Annotated in this window: 24 protein-coding genes; 4 read left to right on the top strand and 20 right to left on the bottom strand. The window is 41.4% G+C overall.

The genetic code is table 11. The features are described 5' to 3' along the window. Positions 1 to 31 precede the first annotated feature (31 nt). The 10 genes from MHI35_RS10810 to MHI35_RS10855 form a co-directional block, all read right to left on the bottom strand. A complete protein-coding gene (locus MHI35_RS10810) occupies positions 32 to 754 on the bottom strand; it encodes a GntR family transcriptional regulator (RefSeq protein ID WP_003215808.1) in 723 nt (240 codons plus the stop codon). 153 nt (positions 755 to 907) lie between these two features. Next, positions 908 to 2,314 carry a glycoside hydrolase family 1 protein gene (locus MHI35_RS10815; RefSeq protein WP_417894685.1) on the bottom strand — a complete coding sequence of 469 codons (1,407 nt, stop codon included), beginning with the start codon at positions 2,312 to 2,314 and terminating at the stop codon, positions 908 to 910. Then, on the bottom strand, positions 2,298 to 3,644 hold the full coding sequence (gene celB / locus MHI35_RS10820) for a PTS cellobiose transporter subunit IIC (RefSeq protein ID WP_012010487.1): 1,347 nt from the start codon (positions 3,642 to 3,644) through the stop codon (positions 2,298 to 2,300). The genes MHI35_RS10815 and celB overlap by 17 nt, the downstream gene beginning before the upstream one ends. Positions 3,645 to 3,669: 25 nt before the next feature. Further along, the gene (locus tag MHI35_RS10825) at positions 3,670 to 4,002 is read right to left on the bottom strand and encodes a PTS lactose/cellobiose transporter subunit IIA (RefSeq protein ID WP_144521095.1); all 333 of its coding nucleotides are present in this window, start codon (positions 4,000 to 4,002) and stop codon (positions 3,670 to 3,672) included. A gap of 3 nt (positions 4,003 to 4,005) precedes the next feature. Further along, complete coding sequence (locus MHI35_RS10830; RefSeq protein ID WP_012010489.1) at positions 4,006 to 4,317, bottom strand: PTS sugar transporter subunit IIB; 312 nt, start codon at positions 4,315 to 4,317, stop codon at positions 4,006 to 4,008. A gap of 142 nt (positions 4,318 to 4,459) precedes the next feature. After that, complete coding sequence (locus MHI35_RS10835; protein WP_144521093.1) at positions 4,460 to 5,245, bottom strand: SDR family oxidoreductase; 786 nt, start codon at positions 5,243 to 5,245, stop codon at positions 4,460 to 4,462. 12 nt (positions 5,246 to 5,257) lie between these two features. Further along, entirely contained in the window at positions 5,258 to 6,106 is an 849-nt protein-coding gene (locus tag MHI35_RS10840) for a GRP family sugar transporter (protein ID WP_335349522.1), read from the bottom strand. 119 nt (positions 6,107 to 6,225) lie between these two features. Then, on the bottom strand, positions 6,226 to 7,635 hold the full coding sequence (gene gndA, locus MHI35_RS10845; RefSeq protein ID WP_088000283.1) for an NADP-dependent phosphogluconate dehydrogenase: 1,410 nt from the start codon (positions 7,633 to 7,635) through the stop codon (positions 6,226 to 6,228). A gap of 98 nt (positions 7,636 to 7,733) precedes the next feature. Beyond that, the gene (locus tag MHI35_RS10850) at positions 7,734 to 8,978 is read right to left on the bottom strand and encodes a DNA polymerase IV (RefSeq protein WP_144521089.1); all 1,245 of its coding nucleotides are present in this window, start codon (positions 8,976 to 8,978) and stop codon (positions 7,734 to 7,736) included. 145 nt (positions 8,979 to 9,123) lie between these two features. Further along, the gene (locus tag MHI35_RS10855; protein ID WP_249407463.1) at positions 9,124 to 10,116 is read right to left on the bottom strand and encodes a carbon-nitrogen hydrolase family protein; all 993 of its coding nucleotides are present in this window, start codon (positions 10,114 to 10,116) and stop codon (positions 9,124 to 9,126) included. 180 nt (positions 10,117 to 10,296) lie between these two features. Here MHI35_RS10855 and MHI35_RS10860 point away from each other — a divergent pair, with 180 nt between their 5' ends. Both MHI35_RS10860 and MHI35_RS10865 read left to right on the top strand, forming a co-directional pair. Next, on the top strand, positions 10,297 to 10,578 hold the full coding sequence (locus MHI35_RS10860) for a hypothetical protein (protein WP_012010495.1): 282 nt from the start codon (positions 10,297 to 10,299) through the stop codon (positions 10,576 to 10,578). Positions 10,579 to 10,605: 27 nt separating this feature from the next. Beyond that, a complete protein-coding gene (locus MHI35_RS10865; RefSeq protein WP_058014732.1) occupies positions 10,606 to 11,424 on the top strand; it encodes a membrane protein insertase YidC in 819 nt (272 codons plus the stop codon). A 36-nt stretch (positions 11,425 to 11,460) separates the two neighbouring features. On the opposite strand, the gene MHI35_RS10870 is transcribed toward MHI35_RS10865, so the two are convergent. Genes MHI35_RS10870 through mce form a run of 4 tightly spaced genes read right to left on the bottom strand, consistent with a single transcriptional unit; the run spans position 11,461 to position 14,956 of the window. Next, the gene (locus MHI35_RS10870; RefSeq protein ID WP_211064193.1) at positions 11,461 to 11,925 is read right to left on the bottom strand and encodes a chemotaxis protein CheW; all 465 of its coding nucleotides are present in this window, start codon (positions 11,923 to 11,925) and stop codon (positions 11,461 to 11,463) included. 14 nt (positions 11,926 to 11,939) lie between these two features. Beyond that, complete coding sequence (locus MHI35_RS10875; RefSeq protein WP_144457742.1) at positions 11,940 to 13,061, bottom strand: M20/M25/M40 family metallo-hydrolase; 1,122 nt, start codon at positions 13,059 to 13,061, stop codon at positions 11,940 to 11,942. Between the two features lie 16 nt (positions 13,062 to 13,077). Next, entirely contained in the window at positions 13,078 to 14,541 is a 1,464-nt protein-coding gene (locus tag MHI35_RS10880) for an acyl-CoA carboxylase subunit beta (protein ID WP_335349517.1), read from the bottom strand. Continuing rightward, positions 14,534 to 14,956 (bottom strand): methylmalonyl-CoA epimerase, encoded by a 423-nt coding sequence (gene mce, locus MHI35_RS10885; RefSeq protein WP_211064191.1) that lies wholly within the window; start codon positions 14,954 to 14,956, stop codon positions 14,534 to 14,536. The genes MHI35_RS10880 and mce overlap by 8 nt, the downstream gene beginning before the upstream one ends. A gap of 102 nt (positions 14,957 to 15,058) precedes the next feature. On the opposite strand from mce, the gene prli42 reads away from it, so the two are divergent. Then, positions 15,059 to 15,151: a stressosome-associated protein Prli42 gene (gene prli42 / locus MHI35_RS10890; protein WP_017357951.1), complete on the top strand. Its 93-nt coding sequence runs from the start codon at positions 15,059 to 15,061 to the stop codon at positions 15,149 to 15,151. Positions 15,152 to 15,189: 38 nt separating this feature from the next. On the opposite strand, the gene MHI35_RS10895 is transcribed toward prli42, so the two are convergent. The 6 genes from MHI35_RS10895 to MHI35_RS10920 all read right to left on the bottom strand — a co-directional run bounded on the left by MHI35_RS10895 (position 15,190) and on the right by MHI35_RS10920 (position 19,721). Next, positions 15,190 to 15,699 (bottom strand): L,D-transpeptidase, encoded by a 510-nt coding sequence (locus MHI35_RS10895; protein ID WP_335349518.1) that lies wholly within the window; start codon positions 15,697 to 15,699, stop codon positions 15,190 to 15,192. Positions 15,700 to 15,751: 52 nt separating this feature from the next. After that, positions 15,752 to 16,705, bottom strand: a complete 954-nt coding sequence (locus MHI35_RS10900) for an aromatic acid exporter family protein (protein ID WP_335349519.1) — start codon at positions 16,703 to 16,705, stop codon at positions 15,752 to 15,754. Positions 16,706 to 16,825: 120 nt separating this feature from the next. Continuing rightward, positions 16,826 to 17,548, bottom strand: a complete 723-nt coding sequence (locus MHI35_RS10905) for an amino acid ABC transporter ATP-binding protein (protein WP_211064189.1) — start codon at positions 17,546 to 17,548, stop codon at positions 16,826 to 16,828. Further along, on the bottom strand, positions 17,541 to 18,197 hold the full coding sequence (locus tag MHI35_RS10910) for an amino acid ABC transporter permease (RefSeq protein WP_041815705.1): 657 nt from the start codon (positions 18,195 to 18,197) through the stop codon (positions 17,541 to 17,543). The genes MHI35_RS10905 and MHI35_RS10910 overlap by 8 nt, the downstream gene beginning before the upstream one ends. Before the next feature lie 126 nt (positions 18,198 to 18,323). Further along, positions 18,324 to 19,088 carry a transporter substrate-binding domain-containing protein gene (locus tag MHI35_RS10915; RefSeq protein WP_335349520.1) on the bottom strand — a complete coding sequence of 255 codons (765 nt, stop codon included), beginning with the start codon at positions 19,086 to 19,088 and terminating at the stop codon, positions 18,324 to 18,326. A 195-nt stretch (positions 19,089 to 19,283) separates the two neighbouring features. Further along, positions 19,284 to 19,721 carry a BrxA/BrxB family bacilliredoxin gene (locus MHI35_RS10920; protein ID WP_144521076.1) on the bottom strand — a complete coding sequence of 146 codons (438 nt, stop codon included), beginning with the start codon at positions 19,719 to 19,721 and terminating at the stop codon, positions 19,284 to 19,286. Between the two features lie 170 nt (positions 19,722 to 19,891). On the opposite strand from MHI35_RS10920, the gene MHI35_RS10925 reads away from it, so the two are divergent. Continuing rightward, complete coding sequence (locus tag MHI35_RS10925; protein ID WP_144521074.1) at positions 19,892 to 20,785, top strand: YegS/Rv2252/BmrU family lipid kinase; 894 nt, start codon at positions 19,892 to 19,894, stop codon at positions 20,783 to 20,785. Positions 20,786 to 20,856: the final 71 nt, after the last annotated feature.

Genomic DNA, 20,856 nt, shown 5'->3' on the forward strand with positions numbered 1-20,856 from the left:
AGCAGTCTCCCTTGGGGGTTCTGCTCTTTTTTTAACGTCCTGTTTTCGTAATTTCGACCGTTGAAAAATCGAACTTATCATAGCGATGATGGCTAAAGGAGTACTCAAACGGCCGACCTGTGTTTAAATAAGCGACCTGTTCGACTTCTAGCACAGGATCCGTTGGGTCACAGCCTAAATATTGCTGATCCAGCTCATCCGATTTAGCCGCTCTAATTTTCTTATGCGCTCCTGCCACTTTTAAATTCAAATCATTTGATATGTAACCATAGATTGATCCCAATAGAACCTCTTCATCTATCCCCTTAATGAGATTGACGGGCATAAACGTTTTTTCTAACACATATGGCTCCTCGTCTACAAGACGGAGACGGATAATGTCATAAATGGGTGTGGTAGAGTCTATGGATAAGTGGGCTGCCACCTCTTTGCTTGGAAAATGGACATCAAAGTGAATGATTTGAGTCGTGACGTTTTTATCCGCCATAACTTTTGTGAACCCTTTATTTTCATGTCCTGACACATTGATTGCCCCTTGATTGAGCGCTGCCTTCACAATAAAGGTACCGTGACCTCTTTTTCTAAAGAGAAGCCCTTCTGCTACGAGAAGATCGAGCGCACGCTTCATCGTCATTCGGCTGCATTGAAATTCAGCGGCAAGCGAGTTTTCATCTGGAATGGGTTGATCTTCTGGATAATATGCTGTTCCTATTCGTTTTCTGATTTCTTCTGAAATGAGTTCATACTTTTTCATCTCACACCACCAACTGACTTGTTTTTTCATAGCTTCCTCTCATTCTACACTAAGCCTAGTGAGCTTAAAAGGTACGAGCCATTTTTGTTTCATCCGCTTACCATCACATAAGAAAAATACTTGCCCTTTTCAAAGAAAGAGCAAGTATCTTGATTAAAAACCGTTATTTTGTGATACCGATTGAAACCAGTATCCGCTTTTCTTAATGGTACGTTTTCCGTCTTCTTGAAGATCAACTGAGACAAATCCATAGCGATTCTTATAGGCATTCGACCATGACCAGTTATCCATAAACGTCCACAGATGATAACCTTTTATATTACTTCCTTCTTGAATCGCTTGATGAACCCATTTAAGATGCTCAGCAATAAAATCAATACGGTAATCGTCATGAATCATTCCTTCTTCATCCTTAAACCGCTCTTCTCCCTCGACACCCATTCCATTTTCAGAAATAAAGCATTCAATATTATCATAGTCTGTTTGGACTTTTTTCAATATATCATAAATGCCTTTTTCATAGATTTCCCAGCCACGATACACATTCATTTTTCTTCCCGGCATGTCAAACGCATCAAAATAATGATTTGGCATAAATGGTGCATTTGGATGCGGCATATGCTCTTTCGCTTTCACTCTTCTTGGCTGATAATAGTTGATCCCAAGGAGGTCGACGGTATTCTCTTGAATGAGCTCAAGATCTCCTTCTTGCATACTTGGCATAAAGCCTTCCTTCTTTAAGACCTCTACTAGTTTTTCTGGGAAATGTCCCTTCACCGCAGGATCTAGGAAGGACCGGTTAAAGAAAGCATCCGCCATCTCAGCTGCTTCTACATCGCGCGGATTCTGGCTTCTCGGATAAGATGGGGTAAGATTGAGGATGATGCCAATCTTACCGTCTTGCTTCAGCTTTTTATAAGCCGCTATCGCCTTCGCATTTGATAAAAGTTCATGATAACCGACCTGCACAGCCTTTTGGAAATCGACTTCGTTTGGATAATGGAAGCTATACATATACCCGCCCTCTACAGGAACGATCGGCTCATTATGTGTAAACCATTTTTTCACCCGGTCGCCAAATAATTGAAAGCACAATTCCGCATAGCTCACATAATCATCTACTACCTGTCTATTGACCCAGCCGCCTTTTTCCTGTAGCGCCATCGGCATATCGAAATGGTACAGGTTCACAAACGGTTCAATATCATGTGCAATCAGTTCATTGATCACATCATTGTAAAAAGATACTGCTTCTTCATTTACCGCACCTGTCCCTTCAGGTAAGAGACGTGACCATGAAATGGACAATCGGAATGAATTGTGCCCAATTTCTTTCATCAAACGAATATCCTCTTTATATTTTCTGTAAAATTGGGATGTCACGTTCGGTCCTACGCCATCAAAAAAGCGAGTCGGCTCTTGCTCAAACCAATGATCCCAAATATTCGGTCCTTTTCCATCACCAGGAACGCTCCCTTCTGTTTGCGTAGCAGATGCAGAAGATCCCCACCAGAAACCTTCTGGAAATGTATATGATTGTTTGTTATTTTCCATCGACATGTATTGAGTCTCCTTCACCTTTGATGTTGGTTGTCTTTGTTTTTTCCGTTGTGGTTATTTTTTCATTTTTCACATTCATACGGTCAATAAACTTCAGGAATGGGAACCAAATAACAAACACGATCATCAGGTTAAACAGCTGAAGCAGACCGCCCGCTAGTGAATTGGTTGCCATTATTCCACTTATAAAGATCGGCACTGTCCAAGGAATATTTACGCCCGTCGGCGGCGGTACAATGCCTGATGCCATCGCAAAATAAGAAATACATGTAATAACCATTGGTGCCAAAATCCATGGAATGAGAATAAGCGGGTTCATGACAATCGGTAAGCCGAAAATAATCGGTTCATTGACGTTAAATAATCCTGGTCCTAAGCCAAGCTTTGCTACCTGTTTTAATTGCTTACTTTTCAGGAAAATTAAAATCGTAAACACAACAGCTAGCGTCATACCGGTTCCGCCCATACCAACCGTATAAATTTCGATAAACTGCTTGCTGATGATATTCGGAACCTCACCAGTTTTTGTATAGCTCTCTAGGTTTTGAATGGACAACGTATTCCAAATGGGGTCCATGACAGAGTTGATAATAATTTGGCCATGAAGCCCAAAGAACCAAAGAATTTGTATAAAGAAAACAGCGATTAAGGTCGGAATGATACCGCTTCCAAGTCCGACAAGCGGTGCCTGAATCGCATGATAAATCAGGTCATGCATATTTGTTTTAAAGCCTTGTGTAATGATGATATTGATCAGTAAAAAGGTTGTGAGTGTCAAAGTAGCCGGGATGAGTGCAGCAAAAGACTTTGAAACAGCTGGCGGAACTCCTTGCGGCATATTGATGACAAATTTCTTTTGGACAAAATAACGATAAATTTCAGCAGACAAAAAGCCTGTGATCATTCCAAGGAACATCCCCTTTGCTCCTAAACGATCGACTGGAATTACGCCTGCAATAGATGCACCACCTTCTTGTTCTAGTAAAAACGGCGTCAGAAGTAGGAAAGAGGCTAATGCAATCACGCCGCCAAATACAGCTTCCACATCATAGCTTTTCGATAAATAGTAGCCAATCCCAAATACAACAAACACACTCATAATGCTGATGGTCGCACTTGGCGCGATATTCAGTGCAGACTGGACGCCTTCCAGTGCGGTTTGACTCATGATTTTATCTAAAAATGGCAAATTCATTAGCACAACCATAATGGAACCAAAAATAGTAAGCGGGAACGCAAGCATAAAGGCATCCCGTAATACACCTAAATAGCGGTTGTTGTTCAGTCTCCCAGCAATCGGAACCAAAATAGCACTTATTTTATCAAACATTGGTTTCCCCCCTTGTTTACACCCTTTATTGTTTAAGCGATTGGAAAATCGGTAGGAGCTCTCCTACAAGCTCCTTGATCGTCATAGTCGACATTAAGTGGTCTTCTGCGTGCATGAGCAATAAGGAGAAAGGCGTCTTCTCCCCGCCTGCCTCTTGCTGTACGAGTTGAAAATGGATGCCGTGTGCATGACGTAAATCTTCTTCTGCTTCTTTCATAAGACGAAATGCCTCATCTTCTTGACCTTCTCGAAATTGTTTAAGAGATTGAAGCAATTTGCTGCGGGCATTTCCGCTGTGTAAGATCAATTGAAAACTGACTTGTTCCTCCGTGAGCCCTTCGAGTGTTTTCTTTTCCATTCTTTACGATTCCTCCATCAATGAAACGGCTTGTTCATACGCTTTTTGTCCATCGGCAAGCCCGTACGCCTGCATATCGATGACCTCCACTGCAATCCCGTATTTTGTTGCTTCTTTTTGAAGATCCCCTTTTAAAAAGCTCATTTGCGGTCCAATTAATACAACATCCGCATTCGCCATTTCTTTTCTCGCTTGATCTTGCCCAACTGCCCAAATGTCTGCCTCGTCCCCGATAGAGTCGGCATGAGCCTTCATCTTTGTAACTAGTAAACTTGTAGACATTCCTGAACTGCATGCTAATAAAATACGTTTCATTTCTCTCACCCCATTGTTGTAATAAAAGCGCTTCCAGTTAATATTATATATTTTTATTTCTAAATGTCTAGACATTTAGAATCATTTGTCTGTATTTTATGTAAAAAAAGAGCGTATGTGTGTACGCTCTTTTGGTTTCTTCTTATCCTTTTCCTGCTTGGAAGCCAGGATACTTAGTCATGCCGCCATCCACATAGAGCGTCAAGCCTGTCACGTAGCTTGCCTCTTTTGACGCCAGCCACACAGCACACGCTGCCACCTCTTCAGGTTTTCCAATATAACCAATGGGGATCAGTTCAATCACGCCTTTTTTCAATTCGGGATCATCGAGTTTTTCCGCATTGATCGGGGTATCGATGGCGCCCGGTGCAATACTGTTTACACGGATTTTTTTAGGGGCATATTCTAGTGCCAGCGTTTCTGTCAGCAGCTTGGCGCCCCCTTTACTTGCTGCATAATGCACGAAATGTGGCCAAGGGATTTGCTGGTGAACCGACGACATATTGATGATCGATCCTTCTATTCCATGATCTGTCATATACTTCAGTGCATCACGGCAGCCGAGAAACATACCTGTTAAATTGGTCGACATGACTTTGTTCCAATTATCCAGCGTCATTTCGGTAGAAGGCACTTCATTTTCAATACCTGCGTTATTGATCATGACATCAAGACTGCCAAATGTATCAACGGCTTTATCAATCATCGCCTGCACATCTTCTTCCTTCGAGACATCTCCCTTGATTTTCACAGCCTGTCCGCCATTTTTTTGAATATCCACAATGGTGTCATCTGGATTTTCTTGATCTGAGAAATAATTGATCACCACATTGGCTTTTTCTTGTCCAAACCGGCGCGCCATCGCTTGACCTATTCCTGTACCAGCTCCTGTGATCAGGACTGTTTTTCCTTCTAAATCTGGATACATTCGTTTAACCTCCTATTTTGTAAAGCCTAGCAGCACGCCGCCTGCAATGATCATCAAGCAGCCTGCAATGACAAAGCTTGTTCTGGATGCTTTCTCTTTTAATAAATAAATGCCGCCTAATGTTGAGATAACGATCCCTGTCTGTGACATCGAAAAACTGACCGCGACACCAATGAGCGGGATAGCCAAAAGAAGTCCGAGATTTCCTGTCGACCAAACAAGGCCGGCAATGATATTTTTAAACGTATATTTACTAAACGGATTCTGCTTGAGACTAATCGCCAAGGATGAAAGCAGCATGCCGACTGATTGCGGAACAAGGGCAGACCAGCCATCAATATGAAACCACCTTAAAATGACGACATACCCAACGTAGCCAACCGTTGAGATAAGCAGAATGACGATCCCTTTCTTGAAATTGCCTCCATCGTTCCCACCGCCATTCTTTTTTTGACCAAGCGATGTCAGCACAACACCTACAATAATCAGTAAAATGGCACAAGAACCAATGAGTATGACCGTCATCGTTTGCCATTCTTTGAAGACCATGACGCCAAATAAAGTCGTGCTCACAAGCTGCATGCCCGTCGACAAAGGAACCGCCTTCGAGACTCCGAGAAACGCAACGCTTGAAAGCTGATTCATTTGTCCAATGCTCCAAAAGATGCCTGAAATGACAGAGACCGCAAAAATAAACGGTGTCAGCTCTGGCATTTTGATAAAGAAGGCTGCAATTGAAAAGATAAATGCGCCAAGCGTTATACCGAGGGTTTGCTGGTATGCATTCCCGCCAAGTTTGACACTGATGAGAACAATACTTCCCCAAAATATCGCTGGGAGAAGTGCATATAAGATGCCCACTTCGATCCCTACTTTCTTTTCTTTTTTACATAGCATCCCTCTTTTTCGCATTTTTAGCCGAAAAGATGCAAACACAAAAAAACCTTACCAAAGGGTAAGGTTTTTCAGTCGTTCTATGTTTATTTCATCCATTCTGTATGGAAGATGCCTTCTTTATCTGTACGCTCATACGTATGTGCACCGAAATAGTCACGCTGCGCTTGAATTAAGTTCGCTGGCAGGACAGCTGTGCGATAGCTATCAAAGTAAGCAAGTGCACTTGAGAATGAAGGAACAGGCACTCCTTGCTCCACTGCAAGTGAAATGACTTTACGAAGAGATGATTGATAGCTTTGAGCAATATCCTTAAAGTAAGGATCAAGCAATAAGTTTTTTAGTTCTGGGTTACGGTCATATGCTTCTTTAATTTGTTGTAAGAAGGCTGCACGAATGATACATCCACCACGGAAGATCATTGCAATTTCACCGTATTTTAAATCCCAGTTATACTCGTCAGATGCTGCTTTCATTTGCGCAAAACCTTGTGCATATGAGCAGATTTTACTCATGAATAGGGCTTTTCTAACCGCTTCGATCAGCTCTTGTTTATTCTCTGCTGATTGCGCTGGCTTAGGACCTTCGATTAATTGACTTGCTTCAACACGCTCATCTTTCATTGCTGAAATGTAGCGCGCGAAAACAGATTCAGTAATGATTGGAAGCGGAACACCTAGATCAAGAGAACTTTGGCTCGTCCATTTTCCAGTTCCTTTTTGTCCAGCTTTATCTAAGATCACATCCACAAGCGGCTGATTTGTTTCTTCATCCACTTTTGTGAAAATGTCAGCTGTAATTTCAATTAAATAACTGTCAAGCTCGCCTTTATTCCATTCTGAGAATACTTCGTGAAGCTCCTCTGCTGACAATCCAGCCACATGCTTCAAGATAAAATATGATTCAGAAATCAATTGCATGTCTCCGTACTCGATGCCGTTGTGGACCATTTTGACATAATGTCCTGCTCCATCTGGGCCGATATACGTTGTACATGGCTCGCCATCTACCTTCGCAGAAATCGCTTCTAAAATTGGTTTCACTAGCTCATGCGCTTCTTTTTGACCGCCTGGCATGATTGATGGGCCTTTTAGTGCACCTTCTTCACCGCCAGAAACACCTGTACCAATAAAGTGGATACCACTTTCCGCAAGCTCTTGATTACGTCTTTGCGTATCCTTGTAATATGTATTTCCGCCATCAATCAAGATGTCACCTTTCTCTAGGTGAGGAAGTAATGATTGAATGGTTGCATCCGTTGCTGCACCAGCTTTTACCATTAAAAGAATTTTACGCGGTGTTTCAAGCGACTGAACAAATTCTTCGATGCTGTATGTGCCTACAACGTTTTTCCCTTTTGATTCTTCGAGAAACTCTTCTGTTTTGCTGCTAGATCTGTTATAAACGGACACGGAGAACCCGCGGCTTTCAATATTAAGGGCAAGGTTTTTCCCCATAACGGCTAGTCCAACCACACCGATTTGTTGTTTTGACATAATTCTGACGTCCCTTCTAACACACTATATTGATTACTGCTGAAATGATGTACCCTTTGAAATTACCACAACATCACCTCTTTTATCAAGTTTTCAGGCTAGTCATTTCCTCTTTCGTCCTGAAAAAAATCTTTATTAAAACTTGTTCCACTTGTTTTGCTCTCTTTTTCCTTGATGGTCATCCCTCTTTGAACGAGTGATTTCCCATACTTTTCTTTCAGTCCTTCTAAAATGGTTTGGAGAGGCTCTTCTTTTGCATCTTCTGTATAGGAGAATAAATCAAGCTGTTTAACAGCTGCTTTTCGTTCTACAAGGTCTGTCCCCGTCACACCTAATAGCCTCACAGGTTGGTCATTCCAATGTTTAAGGAATAACTGCCTTGCTGCCTCAAATAAGTCTTCCTTCCGATCCGTGGGATTCGTGAGGGTCAAACTTCGCGTAATATTTTTCCAGCTTGCATACCGAATCATGATAAGGAGCCGATTTGCCATTACTTCTTTTCTCCTTAACCTTGCACTCACAGATTGTGACAGCTTATCAATTAACGCGACAAGTTCATCTGGATCGTCAGAATCATGAGGGAGGGTTGACGAATTCCCGACGGATTTAAATTCGTATATTCTTTCTGGGTCCACAATGCCGTCATGTTCACCATTGGCCTTTTGCTTTAATCTCGGTCCATTGATACCCAGTAATTCCTTTAGTGTATACTCATTTGCTTTCGCTAAGTCTTCAATGGTATGAATGCCAATCGTTTTCAATTTATCTGCCGTTTTTTGTCCCACTCCGTGCATGTCACCCGCTGGCAGCGGCCATAGCATTTGGGGGACATCTCGTTTACGCAAAATGGTGATGCCCATTGGTTTTTTCCAATTAGACGCCATTTTCGCTAAAAACTTATTCGGTGCAATGCCAATACTTGAAGGAAGCATAAGCTCCTCTACAAGCCTCGTTTGAATATCATGAGCCGTTTTCACCGCGTGCTCGGCATAAGGTGTATGCGTTAAGTCAATATAGCCCTCGTCAATAGATACGGGTTCGACTAAATCGCTGTATTCTCTTAGTATCGTAAACATCTCTTGTGAGGAGCTTCGATACCGGTCAAAATTTGGTGTACGGACAATCAGCCCCGGACAAAGCCGCTTCGCTTCCCATAAAGGCATCGGAGGCTTTACACCTAGCGCTCTTGCCTCGTAGCTGCACGTCACCACAATCCCTTTACGCTCTTTCGCATTTCCGCTAATGGCTAAAGGTTTCCCTCTCAATGAAGGATCATACGCCATTTCTACATTGGCATAAAACGCATTCATGTCTATATGAAAAATAATATTTGACATTGGCATAACCCCATTTTCTTCAATCCCTATATGTTGATCAAAAGTTTCGAATCAACCAAACATGATGAATCTCTTTTATGGTCAATTATACATTGATTTATTTCATCTTTCCTCAAAAAAACCTTCTCTAAAAAAGAGAAGGTTTCACAAATTACACTTTTTCTTCAATCATACCATTTTGATATTGTAATGCCTCGTATGTTAACACTTCATTTTTATTGTCATTCAAATGTTTTACAACCGGAGTAGGCTGCTGATTAAAATTCATACTCAAGCTTTGATTGGAGTAGTGGCCAGCTGGATCAATATAATACTTGTAATCAATGACTCTTTCCACATCAATGTCTGCGTAAGCAATTCCCTCTGTTTCAGCTGGAACCATATCACTGATCGGCTCTCCATCTGGACCATAAATACACGTGTGCCCACTCTTAAATGTGTCAAAGTAATCTCTTTGCTCCTGCGTTAAACAAATCATCTCTTTCATTTCTTCCGTATAGATAGAAGAAGTCATCAGCACAAAAGTTTGTGTCGCGATGGCATAATATCTGCTTGAAATTTCATCATCAAAATAACCAGGCCAAGATGCTACATGCACCTGTTCATTTTGAGCATTCATCGCCATCAGATCTAGTGGTACTTGATGCTCCCAGCACATCAATCCGCCAAGGTTGCCAATTTCAGTTTGAAAAACTGGCATCATGCTGCCACTTCCATCTCCCCAAATCAGTCTTTCTGCTACAGAAGCTCTCATTTTCCGATGCTTTCCTATTAAATCCCCCTTTGGATTAAACCAAAGTTGAGCTAAATAGAGAGAGCCGCCATCTTTTTCACTGCATGATATACAAACGTACGTTTCATTCCTTTTTGCTGCCTCGCTTATTTTTTGGATAGCTAAGCTAGGGATTTCGACTGCATTTTTATATAATTCGTGATAGAACTTTCTTGTATATTCTGGATGACCAATAAAAGCAAACCAAGGATAACCAGGTAAAAATGCTTCTGGGAATGCCACAAGTTTTGCACCATTTGAAGCCGCCTCGTCGATCAGTTCACATGATTTCTGAACCGTTGCCTCCAAATTTAAGTAGATAGGTGCTGCTTGTACCGCAGCTGCTCGAAACTTCGGGTAAATACTTGTCATATTCAAAACCTCCATTTCTTCTATTCCCCCTCATTATAAAATAGGAATGGTGAAGTTTGGATGACAAATACCATTTTATGAAAAATTAGGATTTACTCTCAGCTGAGAAAACACGTGGTCCTGTTAGACATTTCACAATGTGTATAGTACACTGTGAGTAATGAAATGGATGTGATAATCATGATTATTGATACATTCAATGAAGTCTTTTTCCTTGTTGAATTCTTTACGATTATTCTTCCAGCGCTGACGGCCATCGGCATTGCTTTTTTATTAAAAGACTGTCGTATGAACGAACACCTCGGTGGACATCGTTTGGAAGAGTTGGACGCATCTTTATTGAATCGAACAGACTTTCTGTTTATCATATATGATCGCATTACAACTTGGATTAGTAAAGTCATTCGAATGAAACGATCATCAAACGATGATGAAGACCATTTGCTTCCTCTCTCTAATTAATTTTTTTAAAAATGAGGAGGAAACGAATTGAAACGTTTATTAACGATTTGTACGACTTTATGTTTAATGATGATTGCCTCACCTGCTTTTGCAGCAAGTGGGCAAACGAATGCGAGCTCTGATGGGTTTTTCCATCATTATTTTGTCCAGCCTTTTTCGGAGCTGATTATTTGGCTTGCGAACTTCTTCCATGATGATTATGGTTTATCGATTATGTTCGTGACTTTGATCGTCCGTCTGCTGATCTTCCCTCTTTTTGCGAACCAATTTAAAAAGCAAAGAGTGATGCAGGAGAAGATGGCACTGGTAAAACCTCAAATTGACGACATTCAAAGCAAATTGAAGAAAACGAAAGAACCTGAAAAACAAAAAGAACTACAAATGGAAATGATGAAAGTATACAAAGAGAACAATGTGAACCCACTAGCAATGGGCTGTCTGCCTATGCTAATTCAAATTCCAATTGTTCTTGGCTTTTACTCAGCGATCCGCTCTACACCTGAGATTGCAACACATTCGTTCCTATGGTTTAACTTAGGACAAACCGATCTATTGGTCGCGATCTTCGCAGGTGCAATGTATTTCTTGCAATTTTATGTTACGCAAAGATTTGCGAAGCAATCAGGCACCCAGACAGAGGCTGCGCTAAAGCAAGCAAAAGTAATGGGTATGATTTTCCCAATCATGATGCTGTTTATTTCAATCAATGCACCCGCTGCCCTTCCTTTATACTGGATGACAAGTGGATTATTACTCACAGTCCAAACGATTATTTTGAATGTCATGTACCAAAAATCAAAATCAAAAGCTGAGGCAAACGACCAAGCGAGCCCAGCTGCTGAATAAAAATAACCCCCTTATCATTTGATAAGGGGATTTTCTTTATGCCAATTCTTCTTTTAACCGCGCTGGCAATTGATCGAGATCCTCAATTTTCCCAAGGAACTTATTCGGGTCCACTTGTAAAATCATCTTGTTTTCTCTCTCTACAACGCCGAAAAAATATTCAGAGGCTTTTGTGTTCATATGAAATGGCTTGATCTCACTTAGCTCGATATCAATAATATCTTTTGCATCTGAGACAAGACAGCCTACCATTTGTTCGTTTAATTCAAATAGCAACACCTTGGACTGTTCGTTCACATCAAGAGGCTTTCCGTGAAGCATCACGCCTGTGTCACTGACAGGAATGACTTCTCCTCTTAAAGACATGAGTCCTTTTATTTCTTTTGGAAGGTTCGATACTTCTTGTAAATAAGGGACCTTCTCAATCGAACGAATATGTTCTACACTGATGCCAAAATCCTCTTGCCCCACTTGGAAAATAATGATTTTTTGCGTGCTCACAGAGTCTCCTGCCTTTACGATGGATTTGTCGTTTCTTCGATAATGGCGAGAACCATTTCAGCTGTTTTGACTAATTCTTCAATCGGCATTTTCTCATTTTTTGTATGAATATCTTCATATCCAACAGCTAGGTTGACAGTTGGGACGCCGTTTCCTGCAATGACGTTTGCATCACTGCCTCCCCCGCTTGTCTGTAGTTCTGATGGACGGCCAATTTTCGCAGCCGCTTTTTTTGCCACTTCTACGACTTGATCGCCGTGAGAGAATTTGAAGCCTGGATACATGATGTCAATGTGTACATCGGCACTTCCGCCCATTTCTTTAGCGGTTTTTTCAAAGGCTTCTTTCATCTTCGCTACTTGTGCTTCCATTTTTGCAGGTTCTAAAGAGCGTGCTTCCGCAAGGATATCGACTTGATCACACACAATATTCGTTTGCGTTCCGCCTTCAAAACGACCGATATTCGCCGTTGTTTCTTCATCAATTCGGCCAAGCGGCATACTAGCAATAGCTTTTGATGCAATGGTAATCGCAGACACACCTTTTTCAGGCGCGACACCTGCGTGAGCTGTTTTCCCGTAAATCGTTGCGCGTACTTTCGCCTGTGTTGGCGCTGCAACGATAATGGTTCCAACCTTGCCATCTGAATCAAGGGCATAGCCATATGCGGCTGTCATCAACTTCGGATCTAACGCTTTTGCTCCGACAAGTCCTGACTCCTCACCTGCTGTGATGACAAATTCAATCGTTCCATGCGGTACATTCTTCTCTTTCAGCACACGGATTGCTTCAAACATTGCGGCAAGTCCTGTTTTATCGTCAGCACCAAGAATGGTTGTTCCATCTGTTTTCACATAGCCGTCTTCAATGACTGGTTTTACGCCATTACCTGGAACCACTGTGTCCATATGAGAAGTGAAATAGATGGTATCAGCCTCTTGAGTGCCTTCCAGTGTACAGATGAGGTTGCCTGCACCGTGGCCTGTTTTTGCTTTTGAGTCGTCTTCCACCACTTTTAGTCCAAGCTGCGAGAATTTTTCTTTTAAGACTTCCACAATTTTCTCTTCATGTTTTGTTTCAGAATCAATCTGAACTAGTTCTAAAAATTCGTCTAGTAAACGTTTTTCATTGATCATGATGATGCTCCTCCTCTTATAGCGGCATGTTGCCATGCTTTTTTAACGGTCTATCTTCTTCCTTCCTGCGAAGCAAATCAAATGAGCGAATCAATCGCTCTCTCGTTTCAGACGGCATGAAAATATCATCTATCAGCCCTGCCTGAGCCGCTTTTAATACACTTGGCTTCGTCTCAACCACGCGCGAAGCAGGATGAACGATTTCGTCAGCGAACGTTTTCCCCATGACATCAATTTCTGCCGCTGGCCATGCATAGACAAAATCAGCGCCTAATCCTTTGCTATTCATTGCGACATACGCACCGCCAAACGCCTTTCTTAATATCACGGTGATTTTTGGAACGGTCGCTTCAGCGTACGCATATAAAAGCTTTGCACCGTGACGGATAATTCCCGCATGCTCGGCTTTCTCACCTGGTAAAAAACCAGGGACGTCTACAAGCGTTAAAATCGGAATGTGAAACGCATCGCAAAATCGAATAAACCTGGCCGCTTTATCAGCAGCATCAAGGTCAAGGCTGCCTGCCAGCACCTTAGGCTGATTGGCTACTACACCAATTGAATCCCCTTGTAATCTGGCAAACCCTGTGACGATATTTTTTGAGAAACAAGGCTGCGTTTCAAAGAATGAGTCTGAATCGATGATGGCTGTCACCACTTGTTTGACATCATAGGTGCGTGATGGATTCTTCGGCAAGATGTTGCCTGGATCAGCTGCGTCTTGCTTACTCGTTTCAGCATCCGTGACAGCCTGTTGTTTCGTTGGTATGTACGTTAAAAGTGTTCGAACCGCTTTTAACACGTCTTTCTCATCTTTCCCCGTATAGTGCACATTCCCGCTTGTCTGATGCTGAACACTTGCACCGCCAAGACGGTCAGGACAGACCGTTTCTCCTGTTGCCTTTTCTATGACTTTCGGACCTGTTAAAAACATATGAGCTGTCTGCTCTGTCATGAACACAAAATCAGTCAAGGCAGGAGAATAGACTGCTCCTCCAGCACAAGATCCTAAAATAACGGATATTTGCGGGATTTGACCAGAGTACAACACATTCCGTTTAAAAATCTGTCCGTATCCTTCTAATGATACCACACCCTCTTGAATTCTCGCACCACCTGAGTCTTTCAGACCGATGATCGGCATCTGATGTTTAGCTGCTAGATCCATTAAAGAAGCAATTTTTTTGGCATGTATTTCGCCTAAAGCCCCCCCATGCACGGTTGCATCTTGTGCATAAACACATACCGGCCTTCCATGAATGAGTCCAGTTCCAGTGACGACACCATCACCGACATGCTCTGACATGCGGCCTGTTGCAAATGCTTGAATTTCCATGAAACTGCCTCCGTCAAGAAGTTCATGCAGCCGCTGACGCACCGATAGTTTTCCTTTGTTCCGGTGCGCGGCTGCACGTTTCTCGCCACCGCCCATGAATGCTTTTTCGCGCCATTTCGCCAAGTCATTAAACGATTCATTCATTGCCGTGTTCCTCTCCTTTCAAGGGCTCGCACAATTCGAATAACACACCAGACGTTTCTTTCGGTGAAATAAATGCAATCCGCTTCCCGCTTGCGCCTATCTGTGCTGATTGTTGGAGAAGCTCCACGCCAAGGTGATCAAGACGGTTAAGGTCCGCCTGTATGTCACCTGACTTTAGCGCAATATGATGGAGTCCCTCTCCTCTTTTTGCTAAAAAAGTATGTAGTTTGCTGCTGCTGGACATCGGTTCGATTAATTCAATGTGCACATGATCAAGTGAAGCGAAGGACGCTTTAATCTCCTGCTCAGGAAGCTCTTGTATGTCTGAAAAATGCCAGTTAAACAGCTGTTGAAAAATGCGAGAGGTGTTTCTTATAGAAAAGACCGCAATGGCAATATGGTCGATTTGATTCATCCGTTCACTTCCTTTGTTAATCACTTGTCGCATTTGAAAAAACGAGCTAGAATAAAGAAAGGTGCGTTCGTCGCAAAAAATCTTCGGTTATAGGGGTGCGATATGTCTCAGAAATTCATGAAATTTATGGTATTGCTTATGATTAGCCTGCTGCTCATTTCTTCACTTTTAGCAGGAGCAGCAGCCTTTTTATAAGGTTTGAATAAAAGCAGACAAGCAGGTGATTCGTTCAATCAACGAATGGCCTGTTTGTCTTTGGCAAGCTTTTCAAATGAATCGGTTGAGGTTGTAATCCATACTTTTGTCCCGACCGGAAGCTTGTCAAATAGAAGCTCTACATCTTGATTATGAAGTCTCACACAGCCTGCCGTAATAAATTTCCCTATCGATGTTTCGTCACTCGTCCCATGAATTCCGTATGTTCTGCCATCTGTTCCTCGTGCATCAAATCCAATCCATCTTCTGCCAAGAGGGTTATTCTTCGCACCGCCTTCGATATTCTTTTTTCTGTAATACGGATCTTTCGCTTTGATCATAATGGTAAATTCCCCTTCTGGCGTTAAATCTGTCGTTTTCCCTGTTGAAGCTGGATATATTTTTTGGATTTGACCTTGATCAATATAGGCAAGTTCATTTGTTTGTTTATTAATAATGACATACGGGTCTCCTGGAAGCGGGTTTTGTCCGAGCGGCCAGATAGGTGAAAGGGACATAGTCAATACGGTATAAAATAAAAGACGCATAGGCTCCTCCTTTTTCATTAGATTGACCAATGAAGGAGGAACTCATGCGTCTCTATTCTTTCATCCCTTTAAAATAGCTTTTCAGTACTAAATATTGTTCCATTTCTCCGAGGAAATGAAACAGTGCAGCTCTTGCCTCAAACTCTTCTCGTGTTTGCGGCAGCGGGAGCTTATCGAACTCTTCTTTCATATCAATGAGGCGTCTTAAAAACTTATGCGCCGTATTCCCAGGGTGAATATGTTCGCGTAAGTCTCTAATGTATTCTGCTATGATTTGTCCATGCTCTGTTGTGATAGAAATGGACGTGATCTTCGGAAGTACACGCTCGATGATTTCGAATTGCTTTTGCCTCATATTGAAATAATGATAATACAGATTTTCATGTCTTAAGACATGGTTCTCAACATCACGATATGCAAGAGCTTTCGCTTCTTTGATCAATTGATGTGTCTCTGGTATTTCTTTGCCTGTCCAGTCTTGTTTCCCTGTCATTAAATATTGTTCGATTTCCTCAAAAATTTTTGCGAAATTGGCTTCAATCTGTTCGCTGTAGCGTTTGAGCTTTTTATCGACACTTGGCATATACAGGTTCATGATCAGTGCCACGCCAACACCAATCGTAATGAGTAGTAGCTCATTCCAGATGAGGTGAAGGGTAATCCCGCCGGACATGTATAAATGGAGGATGATGACTGAACTTGTGACAATCCCTTCTTTAATGCGTAGCAATACGGTTGTCGGAATAAAGACAAGCAGCATCAGCCCAATCACAAAAGGATGATACCCAATCAGATCGAAAAATAGATAAGAAAATAAAATGGCAAGACTGCATGCGGCAAAGCGGGCGCCTGATGCGTGAAGCGACCGTTTCTTTGTCACCTGAATACACAGGATCGTAATAATCCCGGCAGCAGAATAATTTTGAAGGCCCAGCAGTTGCGCAATGTAAATGGCGATCGCTGTTCCTAATGCTGTTTTCAGCGTTCGGTAGCCGATTTTAAACATGATGTGAGTCACTCTTTTCTGTCTTGTTTCTATTCACTTATTGTGAAATGATGAACTTTTTTTACTTTCCCCATTATAATCAAAAAAAGAAGGAGATGTTAAGTCTCCTTCTCTTTTTCTTTATAATATTTTTTGTAAAAAGTCTTTCGCGCGCTGTGACGACGGTGATTCAAAGAATTGCACAGGGTTCGCATCCTCTACAATTTTCCCATCATCCATAAAGATCACGCGGTCAGCCACTTCTTTTGCAAAGCCCATTTCATGAGTGACGATCACAAGTGTCATTCCAGATTGAGCCAGCTCTTTCATGACCTCTAGTACTTCCTTGACCATTTCTGGATCTAAGGCAGAAGTTGGTTCGTCAAACAGCATGATGTCTGGTGTCATTGCAAGCGCACGTGCAATTGCAACACGCTGCTTTTGACCACCTGACAAACGGTTCGGAAAATCATCTTTTTTCTCTAAAAGCCCTACTTTTTTCAGTAGATCTTCTGCTTGTTTGATGCTGTCTTCCTTCGATTGATTCTTCACATTCATTGGCGCATATGTGATATTTTCCAGCACCGTTTTATGCGGGAATAGGTGAAAATGCTGAAACACCATTCCGATGTTCTCACGCACTTTGAGTGCATTGGTTTTTGGGTTTGTGATTTCAGTATCCTGAATCGTAATGACACCAGAAGTCGGCTTTTCAAGCAAGTTGATGCAGCGAAGAAACGTCGATTTCCCTGAACCAGATGGTCCAATGACTGCAACAACTTCCCCTTCTTTAATGGTGGCGTCGATCCCTTTTAATACTTCATTTTTACCAAAAGATTTTGTAAGTTTCTCTATGTTAATCATTTGATTTTAACTTCCTTTCCACCGATTTGCCGACAAAGGTGAGAACAAGCACGATGACATAATAGATGAGGCCCGCAAAAATAAGCGGTTCAAGATAATTATACGTGACGGCACCTGCTTGATAGGCTCGTCTCATGACATCGCCTAATCCAATGACTGTCACAATAGCTGATTCTTTTGTCAGTGTAATCGTTTCGTTCACAAGTGCAGGTGAAATATTTTTAAATGCTTGCGGAAGCAATAAGTCCTTCATCATTTTAGCATAAGGGATGCCTAAAGCAACGGCTGCTTCTTTTTGACCTTTATCAATAGCATTAATACCAGCACGAATAATTTCAGATACGTATGCCGCAGAGTTTAGTGTAAATGCGGCTACAGCAGCCCAGTATTGATCGATTTGAAACCCAAGAAGCTGAGGCAGACCGAAATAAATAATGAGCAATTGAAGCACAAGCGGTGTGCCTCGGAAAATGGATGTATAAAAATCTGCAAGCCAAATGAGCGGCTTAAATACACTAATTTTGCAAAGCGTTAATAAAATCCCTAAGATAAATCCAAGAAAAAGTGATACCACTACAATAGAAAGTGTGACCTTAAGCCCTTCTAAAATAAAGGGCATCTGAGGTATTACATCTTTAAAATCTAACATGACAGTCTCCTTTTTTATGCCTTCATACAAAATCAAAAAATAAAACAGGAAAAAAGTTCAACATGAGTTGAACTTTTCAGCGCTTTCTACTGAATTTTCGTAAATGACGCTGATCCTTTTCCTGACTTATTTTTCATCAGCAAACCATTTTTTAATTAATTTATCAAGTTCGCCATTGTCTTGCATTTCTTTTAATGATTTATTAAATTTAGCTGTTAAATCGCTATTTTTCTTGAATGCAATAGCTGAACCTTCGTTTGAACTATTCAATCCAAATGCTTGTAAGTCTTTTTCTTTTTTCAAATAACCAGCAGCTACTTTATCTTCAATAATGGCTGCATCAAAACGACCTGCTTTGATTTCTTGAATGATATCAGAGATTTTATTACGGTCTTCCACTTTTAAGTTATATTTCTTTTGCAAACCGTTTGCTTCATCCTGCTGGATTGAACCTAATTGAACGCCGACTGTTTTATCTTTTAAGTCTTGCTCTGTTTTCATTCCGCTAGATTTCTTTGAGACAACTAAGTTTTTAGCATTGTAATAAACATCAGAGAAATCTAATTGTTTTTTACGTTTTTCTGTAGGAGTCATGCCTGCAAGGACAATATCAGCTTTATTTGTTTTAAGCGCTGATACAAGACTTGCAAAATCCATATCTTGAATTTCTAGCTTGTAGCCGTTCTTTTTCGCTAGTGCTGTTGCAAGATCAACATCAAAACCGACAATTTTATCTCCGTCTTTTGATTCAAATGGCGGATAATCTGCTGATGTTGCCATAACGAGTGTTTTGTCATCTCCTGATGCGTTTGAATTATTAGAAGAAGTTCCACAAGCTGCGAGTGCAGCTGCAAGACCAGCTGTCATAAGTAATAATAACCACTTTTTCATAAGATAATGCCTCCTAGTATTTAAAATCATGTATTGTTTTGAATATTTATTCACTATAATGTATTTTAAACACTTTCTTTTTAAGATGCAATAGTATTTTGCTAAAATTATTTTGATTCAATGGTCTTATAAAACAAAAAGCAGACCGATCTAAAGACCGGACTGCTTTATATGTCATCATTCAAACGTCACACGTTACATTTCTTCGCAATGCTCATCGAATGCAGCTTGAAGCTTTGACACGACTTCCATTGGTTCATGTCCTTCAATTTCATGGCGTTCGACCATTTTAATAATCTTTCCATCTTTTAACAACGCAAAGGATGGTGAAGATGGCGGGAAGCCTTCAAAGTATTCACGGGCTCTTGCTGTTGCCTCTTTGTCTTGTCCAGCAAACACTGTCAGCAATTGATCCGGGCGCTTATCGTAATGAACAGAATAGCCTGCAGCTGGTCTTGCAATACCGCCAGCACATCCGCATACCGAGTTCACCATCACAAGTGCCGTGCCTTTTTTAGACAAAGCTTCATCCACTTCTTCAGCTGATGTAAGCTCAGTATAGCCAGCCTGTTTGATCTCTTCTCTCGCTTGTTTCACAATATCATTCATAAATAAATTAAAATCAATATTCATTGTCCGTCCACTCCTTTAGCATACCAAAACCATTTTAACAACATCATATCAAGGAAAACGCCTGCGGGCAAATGTGTTGTCTTTTCATTCCCCACTTTTTCTGAACATCGTTTATACGCTTCGAAATTGGGGAAAAGTGATGATAAAGAGATGTAAGGGAGAACTGCGTGATGGCACAATTCAAAAAAGCGATGCTCATTTATAATGGAAATGCTGGACAAAAAAACATGGAAAAAGTTCTCGGTCAAACAGTACCTCTTCTTTCTCTACATATTGATGAACTCATTCTTAAACCAACAAAGCAGCCAAATGATGCTTATCAATTCTGTCGTACAATTGATGAGACAATAGAATTGCTGATCATATTAGGCGGAGATGGAACCGTGCATGAATGTATGAATGGCATCGGCGGGTTAGAAAAAAGGCCAGCTGTAGCGATTTTACCTGGCGGGACATGCAATGACTTTTCTAGAACCCTTGGTATCCCGCAACAAATGCAAAAAGCCGCTCAAATGATAATAGATGGCGTAGAAAAAAAGGTCGATCTCATCAAGGCAGAAGATCGATACTTGTTAAACTTTTGGGGCATCGGGCTCATTGCAGACACGTCCAACAATATTAATGACAAGGAAAAAGCTGTACTTGGCAAAATCAGCTACTTCACAAGTGCCCTGCGCACCTTGCAGCAAACAGATCCTTTTCACGTACGAATTGAAACAGAGGAGGAAAACTGGGAAGAAGAAGCCGTCATCGTACTTGTCATGAATGGACATTTTATCGGGACAAATAAAATTGATTTGCCGAGTGCAGCAATTGATGATGGGAAAGCTGAAATCTTAATTTGCAGAAATACGAGCTTCTCAGCTCTAAAAGAAATCTTTTCTATGAACCGGGAAGAGCTGGAAGACTTCACCGGCGACCTCTCCCTCATTCAAGCATCCAGAATTCAGATCCACACAAAAGAGGAAATGGATGCTGATACAGATGGCGAAGTGTACATGACAGCACCTGCTTCTTTAGAAGTGTTAAAACAGCATTTGACCTTTATTGTTCCAGCAGAATAAAGAAAACGCCCGAGATCATTCTGGGACTGACCCCATAAGATGAGACAAATAAAAAACACCTTCAAGTTTGA

Source organism: Bacillus sp. FSL K6-3459 (assembly GCF_038003305.1).
In the GTDB taxonomy this organism is placed as follows: Bacteria; Bacillota; Bacilli; order Bacillales; family Bacillaceae; genus Bacillus; species Bacillus pumilus_O.

Bases quoted from the DNA above. Each gene is read 5' to 3' on its own strand.
- MHI35_RS10925 (WP_144521074.1), top strand. From the start codon at position 19,892: ATGGCACAATTCAAAAAAGCGATGCTCATTTATAATGGAAATGCTGGA.
- MHI35_RS10810 (WP_003215808.1), bottom strand. From the start codon at position 754: ATGAAAAAGTATGAACTCATTTCAGAAGAAATCAGAAAACGAATAGGA.
- gndA (WP_088000283.1), bottom strand. From the start codon at position 7,635: ATGTCAAAACAACAAATCGGTGTGGTTGGACTAGCCGTTATGGGGAAA.
- MHI35_RS10835 (WP_144521093.1), bottom strand. From the start codon at position 5,245: ATGTATCCAGATTTAGAAGGAAAAACAGTCCTGATCACAGGAGCTGGT.
- mce (WP_211064191.1), bottom strand. From the start codon at position 14,956: ATGAATCAAATCGACCATATTGCCATTGCGGTCTTTTCTATAAGAAAC.
- MHI35_RS10815 (WP_417894685.1), bottom strand. From the start codon at position 2,314: ATGTCGATGGAAAATAACAAACAATCATATACATTTCCAGAAGGTTTC.
- MHI35_RS10875 (WP_144457742.1), bottom strand. From the start codon at position 13,061: ATGATCAATGAAAAACGTTTACTAGACGAATTTTTAGAACTAGTTCAG.
- MHI35_RS10830 (WP_012010489.1), bottom strand. From the start codon at position 4,317: ATGAAACGTATTTTATTAGCATGCAGTTCAGGAATGTCTACAAGTTTA.
- MHI35_RS10910 (WP_041815705.1), bottom strand. From the start codon at position 18,197: ATGTTAGATTTTAAAGATGTAATACCTCAGATGCCCTTTATTTTAGAA.
- MHI35_RS10895 (WP_335349518.1), bottom strand. From the start codon at position 15,699: ATGCGTCTTTTATTTTATACCGTATTGACTATGTCCCTTTCACCTATC.
- prli42 (WP_017357951.1), top strand. From the start codon at position 15,059: ATGTCTCAGAAATTCATGAAATTTATGGTATTGCTTATGATTAGCCTG.
- MHI35_RS10915 (WP_335349520.1), bottom strand. From the start codon at position 19,088: ATGAAAAAGTGGTTATTATTACTTATGACAGCTGGTCTTGCAGCTGCA.
- MHI35_RS10825 (WP_144521095.1), bottom strand. From the start codon at position 4,002: ATGGAAAAGAAAACACTCGAAGGGCTCACGGAGGAACAAGTCAGTTTT.
- MHI35_RS10855 (WP_249407463.1), bottom strand. From the start codon at position 10,116: ATGACAAGTATTTACCCGAAGTTTCGAGCAGCTGCGGTACAAGCAGCA.
- MHI35_RS10920 (WP_144521076.1), bottom strand. From the start codon at position 19,721: ATGAATATTGATTTTAATTTATTTATGAATGATATTGTGAAACAAGCG.
- celB (WP_012010487.1), bottom strand. From the start codon at position 3,644: ATGTTTGATAAAATAAGTGCTATTTTGGTTCCGATTGCTGGGAGACTG.
- MHI35_RS10850 (WP_144521089.1), bottom strand. From the start codon at position 8,978: ATGCCAATGTCAAATATTATTTTTCATATAGACATGAATGCGTTTTAT.
- MHI35_RS10900 (WP_335349519.1), bottom strand. From the start codon at position 16,705: ATGTTTAAAATCGGCTACCGAACGCTGAAAACAGCATTAGGAACAGCG.
- MHI35_RS10880 (WP_335349517.1), bottom strand. From the start codon at position 14,541: ATGAATGAATCGTTTAATGACTTGGCGAAATGGCGCGAAAAAGCATTC.
- MHI35_RS10905 (WP_211064189.1), bottom strand. From the start codon at position 17,548: ATGATTAACATAGAGAAACTTACAAAATCTTTTGGTAAAAATGAAGTA.
- MHI35_RS10860 (WP_012010495.1), top strand. From the start codon at position 10,297: ATGATTATTGATACATTCAATGAAGTCTTTTTCCTTGTTGAATTCTTT.